Raw genomic sequence first — 5,777 nt, forward strand, 5'->3', positions numbered from 1 at the left:
CAAGCCAAGGGCGTGCAGATCACCCACCGCAACATCTGGGTCAACGCGGTCACCTTCGCGCTGCACGCCGGTGTCACCGATCGCGACGTCTACCTGCACACGCTGCCGATGTTCCACGCCAATGGCTGGGGCATGCCGTTCGGCATGACCGGTCTCGGCGTCCAGCAGGTGGTGCTGCGCAAGATCGACGGCCCGGAGATCCTGCGCCGGGTGGAGCAGCACGGCGTCACCGTGATGTGCGCCGCGCCGGCTGTGGTCAACGCCGTGCTCGACGCCGTCCGGGACTGGGACGGCGAGGTCCCCGGCCGCGACCGCGTGCGGGTCATCTGCGCGGGTGCTCCGCCGCCCACCAAGACGATCCAACGGGTCGAGGAGGAGCTCGGCTGGGAGTTCATCCAGATTTACGGCCTCACCGAGACCTCGCCGCTGCTCACGATCAACCGTTCCCGCGTGGAGTGGGACGACCTGCCGCCCGAGGATCGCGCGGGCAAGCTTGTCCGTGCGGGTGCGCCCGCTCTGGGTGTCACGCTCAAGCTCTCAGACTCCGGTGAGGTGCTGGCCCGCTCCAACGTGATCCTGGCGGGCTACTGGGAGCGGCCGCAGGAGTCGGCCGGGGCCCTGGCGGGCGGCTGGTTCCACACCGGTGACGGCGGCGTGATCGACGACGAGGGCTACCTGACAATCAGTGACCGCAAGAAGGACGTGATCATTACCGGCGGTGAGAACGTCTCGTCGATCCAGGTCGAGGACTGCCTGTTCAGCCACCCGGCGGTGGCCGAGGTCGCGGTGATCGGCGTGCCCGACGAGAAGTGGGGTGAGACGATCAAGGCGCTGGTCGTGCTCGCCGAGGGCCGGACGGCGACCGAGGCGGATTTGATCAAGCACTGCAAGGAGCGGCTCGCCTCCTACAAGGCGCCCACCTCGGTGGAGTTCCGCGACCAGCTTGCCCGCACCGCCACCGGCAAGCTGCAGAAGTTCAAGCTGCGCGCCCCGTACTGGGAGGGCCACGAGCGCCAGGTCGACTGATCCGACCGGAGCGGATCCGTCCCGTGGACGGCACCCGAGGCACCGCGCCGACCGATCCGGTACCTTACCGGTACTCTACGTAGAGTGACGAATATGGTGCGTATAGTGAGCATGAATCGGATGCCCGGTGCGGGGGACTGTGATAAAACCTAGATGCACAATTCAAGATTATCGGATGGGCTAATATCGGACTACCGGGCGATTCCTGTGATCGGGCGGTTGCGACAGGTGGAGACCCTTGGTATGGGGGTGCGGGGGTCGCGCGGACGGAGGACGAAGCCTCGGTTCCGCGCCGATGTCCCTGTCTGCCGGGTGTTCGTCCGTTCATCGAAATCCGGCCTGTGAGAGATGTGGGGTAGTGGTGTCGCTGCGTTCGCGCCGGTCGTGTCTGGCCGTTCCCGGCTCGTCGCCGAAGATGCTGGGCAAGGCCCAGGGGTTGCCGGCCGATCAGGTGTTCTGTGACCTGGAGGACTCGGTCGCTCCTGGCGCGAAGGAGTCGGCGCGGGCGAACGTGGTCGCGGCGCTGAACGAGGGCGCCTGGGCGGGGAAGACCCGGGTGGTGCGGGTCAATGACCTGACCACGCGCTGGACCTACCGCGACGTGATCGAGGTGGTGGAGGGTGCGGGGGCGAACCTGGACTGCGTGATGCTGCCGAAGGTGCAGTCGGCGGAGCAGGTGGCGTGGCTGGACCTGCTGCTCACCCAGATCGAGAAGGTCATGGGGTTCGAGGTGGGCCGGATCGGGATCGAGGCGCAGATCGAGAATGCGCTGGGGCTGTCGAACGTCAAGGAGATCGCGTTCGCGAGCCCGCGGATCGAGACGATCATCTTCGGCCCGGCGGATTTCATGGCGTCGGTGAACATGCCGTCGCTGGTGGTGGGAGCACTCAGTCCGGACTATTCGGGTGACCCATTTCACTACGTGCTGTTCAAGATTCTCGAGGCCGCGCGCGCCCGCGGGGTGCAGGCGATCGACGGGCCGTTTCTGCAGATCCGTGATGTGGACGGATTCCGGGCGGTGGCGGGCAGGTCCGCGGCACTCGGGTTCGACGGCAAGTGGGTGCTGCACCCGGGCCAGATCGAGGCGGCCAACGAGATCTACGCGCCCCGGCAGGCCGACTACGACCATGCCGAGCTGATCCTGGAGGCCTATGCCTGGCACACCTCGGCCGCGGGCGGTCTGACCGGTGCGGTGATGCTCGGCGACGAGATGATCGACGAGGCGAGCCGGAAGATGGCCGAGGTCGTCGCGGGCAAGGGCCGCGCCGCGGGGATGCAGCGTACGGTGAAGTTCGAACCACCGGTCGGCTGAATCCGTCCGAGTCGGGGCGGATCGACGCGCCGGCACCCGGCGCGTGGCCATGATGAAACCATCCCGCTGCCTGAGTGCGTTTCTGCTCTCCCCTCAGGCATCGGGGGCAGCGACAGGAGCGGAACATGGGCAGGATCGCGCAGACCGACGGTCTGACCGAAGTGCAGCGGGACATCCTTGCGGCGGTACGGACCTTCGTCGACAAGGAGATTCTTCCCCATGCGAACGACCTCGAACATCGGGATGAGTATCCCGAGGACATCATCGAGGCAATGAAGGAGATGGGCCTGTTCGGCATCACCATCCCGGAGGAGTACGGCGGGCTCGGCGAGTCCCTGCTGACCTACGCGCTCGTCGTGGAGGAGATCGCCCGCGGCTGGATGAGTGTCTCCGGGGTCATCAACACCCACTTCATCGTCGCCTACCTGATCCTCCAGCACGGCTCGGAGGAGCAGAAACGGCGGCTGCTCCCGGTCATGGCCACCGGCGAGCTCCGCGGGGCGTTCTCGATGAGCGAACCGGGCTGTGGCTCCGACGTTTCCGCGATCACCACCCGGGCCGACCGGGACGGCGATGACTACGTGCTCAACGGCCAGAAGATGTGGCTGACGAACGGCGCCCGCGCCGGCGTCGTCGCCACCCTGGTCAAGACCGACGAGGGTGCCCAGTCGGTCTACCGGAACATGACGACGTTTCTCCTGGAGAAGGAACCTGGGTTCCGGACACACGGCGGGATCACCATCCCGGGAAAGCTGGAGAAACTCGGGTACAAGGGGGTCGAGACCACCGAGATGGTGCTGGCCGACCATCGGGTGCCCGCGTCGGCGATCCTCGGCGGCGAGGCCGGCCGGGGCCAGGGCTTCTACCAGATGATGGACGGCGTGGAGGTCGGCCGGGTCAACGTCGCCGCGCGGGCCTGCGGGATCATGATCCGGGCGTTTGAGCTGGGTATCGCCTACGCTCAGCAGCGGCGGACGTTCGGCCGGCCCATCGCGGAGCATCAGGCCATCGCGTTCAAGCTCGCCGAGATGGCGACCAAGGTGGAGGCCGGGCATCTGATGATGGTCAGCGCCGCCCGCAGGAAGGACGACGGGCAGCGCAACGACGTCGAGGCCGGGATGGCCAAGTACCTTGCCAGCGAGTACTGCCACGAGGTGACGACCGAGGCCTTCCGGATCCACGGCGGCTACGGCTACTCCAAGGAGTACGAGATCGAGCGCCTGTACCGGGAGGCCCCCTTCATGCTCATCGGAGAGGGGACCTCCGAGGTACAGAAGCGCATCATCAGCCGGGCATTGCTGAAGGAGTACCAGCTTCCGGGCTGAGGGGCCGGTGCGTCTCTGACGAGTTGAGTATATTGTGATCAGGTGAGGGAGTTCCAAATGCAGTTCGGGCGTTACTTCGAGGAGTTCGAGGTCGGTGCGGTTTACAAGCACTGGCCGGGCAAGACGGTCACCGAGTACGACGACCATCTCTTCTGCCTGCTCACGATGAACCATCATCCGCTGCACCTGGACTCTCATTTCGCCGAGGAGAACACTCAGTTCAAACGGAACGTCGTCGTCGGGAACTACGTTTACTCCCTGCTGCTGGGAATGTCGGTGGCCGACGTATCCGGGAAGGCGATCGCCAACCTGGAAGTCGAGTCGCTACGGCACGTGAAGCCGGTGTTCCACGGTGACACGATCTACGGCGAGTCCACCGTCCTGGACAAGGTCGAGTCGAAGAGCAAGGACGACCGCGGGATCGTCACCGTCGAAACCCGCGGTTACAACCAGGACGGCGTCCTCGTCTGCATCTACCGCCGCAAGGTCATGGTGCCCAAGCGGGCCTACGGCGAGGCACGCGGCGGCGAGCAGCCTGGCCGGCCGGAACCCCGGACGGAAGGCTGAGATGGCGGGCGCGGGCCGGGCGGAGCCGAAGCGGGACCGTCCGTGGATCATCCGCACCTATGCCGGGCATTCGAGCCCGGCCGAGAGTAACGCGCTGTATCGGCGCAATCTGGCCAAGGGGCAGACCGGGTTGTCGGTGGCGTTCGATCTGCCCACGCAGACGGGCTATGACCCCGATCACGCCCTTGCCCGTGGCGAGGTGGGCAGGGTAGGGGTGCCGATCGCGCATCTCGGTGACATGCGGCGGTTGTTCGACGGGATTCCGCTGGCGCGGATGAACACGTCGATGACGATCAACGCCACCGCGATGTGGCTGCTGGCGTTGTACCAGGTGGTCGCGGAGGAGCAGGGGGCCGATCCGGCGGAGCTGGCCGGGACGACCCAGAACGACATCATCAAGGAGTATCTGTCGCGGGGGACCTATGTCTTCCCGCCGGGTCCGTCGCTGCGCCTGATCACCGACCTGATCGCCTACACGGTGGCCGAGTTGCCCCGCTGGAACCCGATCAACATCTGCAGTTATCACCTGCAGGAGGCCGGGGCCACGCCGGTTCAGGAACTGGCCTATTCGATGTGCACGGCGATCGCGGTGCTCGATGCCGTGGCCGCCGCGCGGGGGATCCCGGTGGGCCGGGCTGGCGCGGTCCGGGCTGGCGCGGACCGCGGGGAGCTGGAGCGGGCGGATTCGGAGTGGATGGGTGAGGTGTGTGGTCGGATCTCCTTCTTCGTCAACGCCGGAGAGCGTTTCGTGGAGGAGATGTGCAAGATGCGGGCGTTCACGGTGTTGTGGGATGAGCTGCTGACCTCCCGGTACGGGGTTCGGGAGCCGGCGCAGCGCCGGTTCCGGTACGGGGTGCAGGTCAACTCGCTGGGGCTGACCGAGGCCCAGCCGGAGAACAACATCATCCGAATTGTGCTGGAGGCGCTGGGGGTAACCCTGTCGAAGGACGCGCGGTGTCGGGCGTTGCAGCTGCCGGCCTGGAACGAGGCGCTGGGCCTGCCCCGGCCGTGGGACCAGCAGTGGTCGCTGCGCATTCAGCAGATCCTCGCTCATGAGACCGATCTGCTGGAGTATGACGATCTGTTCGCCGGTTCGGTCGTGGTGGAGAAGCGGGTCGATCAGCTCGTGGCCGCGGCCAGGGCGGAGATCGACCAGGTTCAGGAGATGGGGGGCGCCGTCGCCGCGGTCGAGAGCGGCTATATGAAGTCGCAGCTGGTGACGTCCCAGGCGGCGCGGCGGGCTCGCATCGAGAGCGGTGAGGATGTTGTCGTCGGGGTGAACCGGTTCACCGAGACCGAGCCGAATCCGCTGCTCGCCGATCTTTCCGCCGCGATCCAGACGGTTGATCCGGCGCTGGAGGAGGCGACCCGCGCGGAGCTGGCGGCCTGGCGGGCCGCCCGCGACGACCGGGCGGTGACGGAGGTGCTGCTCGGCCTGCGGACGGCGGCCGGGACGGACGCGAACCTGGTTCCCGCCACGCTGGCCTGCGCCCGGGCCGGGGTCACGACGGGGGAGTGGGGGGACACGCTGCGGGAGGTGTTCGGGG

At 66.9% G+C, this 5,777-nt stretch carries 5 protein-coding genes; all 5 read left to right on the top strand.

The features are described from left to right. On the top strand, window positions 1-1,026 hold a 1,026-nt coding region (locus tag AC08OX_RS14135), incomplete at its 5' end, for an AMP-binding protein (RefSeq protein WP_476608251.1). Between the two features lie 361 nt (window positions 1,027-1,387). After that, window positions 1,388-2,338: an HpcH/HpaI aldolase/citrate lyase family protein gene (locus AC08OX_RS14140; protein WP_476608252.1), complete on the top strand. Its 951-nt coding sequence runs from the start codon at window positions 1,388-1,390 to the stop codon at window positions 2,336-2,338. 125 nt (window positions 2,339-2,463) lie between these two features. After that, window positions 2,464-3,663, top strand: a complete 1,200-nt coding sequence (locus AC08OX_RS14145) for an acyl-CoA dehydrogenase family protein (protein ID WP_476608253.1) — start codon at window positions 2,464-2,466, stop codon at window positions 3,661-3,663. A gap of 57 nt (window positions 3,664-3,720) precedes the next feature. Continuing rightward, window positions 3,721-4,230, top strand: coding sequence for a MaoC family dehydratase (locus tag AC08OX_RS14150; RefSeq protein ID WP_476608255.1), 510 nt, complete (start codon window positions 3,721-3,723; stop codon window positions 4,228-4,230). A gap of 1 nt (window position 4,231) precedes the next feature. Continuing rightward, a partial coding sequence (locus AC08OX_RS14155) for a methylmalonyl-CoA mutase family protein (RefSeq protein ID WP_476608254.1) occupies window positions 4,232-5,777 on the top strand: 1,546 nt, incomplete at its 3' end.

It is taken from the genome of Frankia sp. CoBUL1 (genome assembly GCF_978021245.1).

Excerpts from the sequence above, each read along its gene's own strand:
- AC08OX_RS14145 (WP_476608253.1), top strand. The coding sequence starts at position 2,464 with ATGGGCAGGATCGCGCAGACCGACGGTCTGACCGAAGTGCAGCGGGAC.
- AC08OX_RS14150 (WP_476608255.1), top strand. The coding sequence starts at position 3,721 with ATGCAGTTCGGGCGTTACTTCGAGGAGTTCGAGGTCGGTGCGGTTTAC.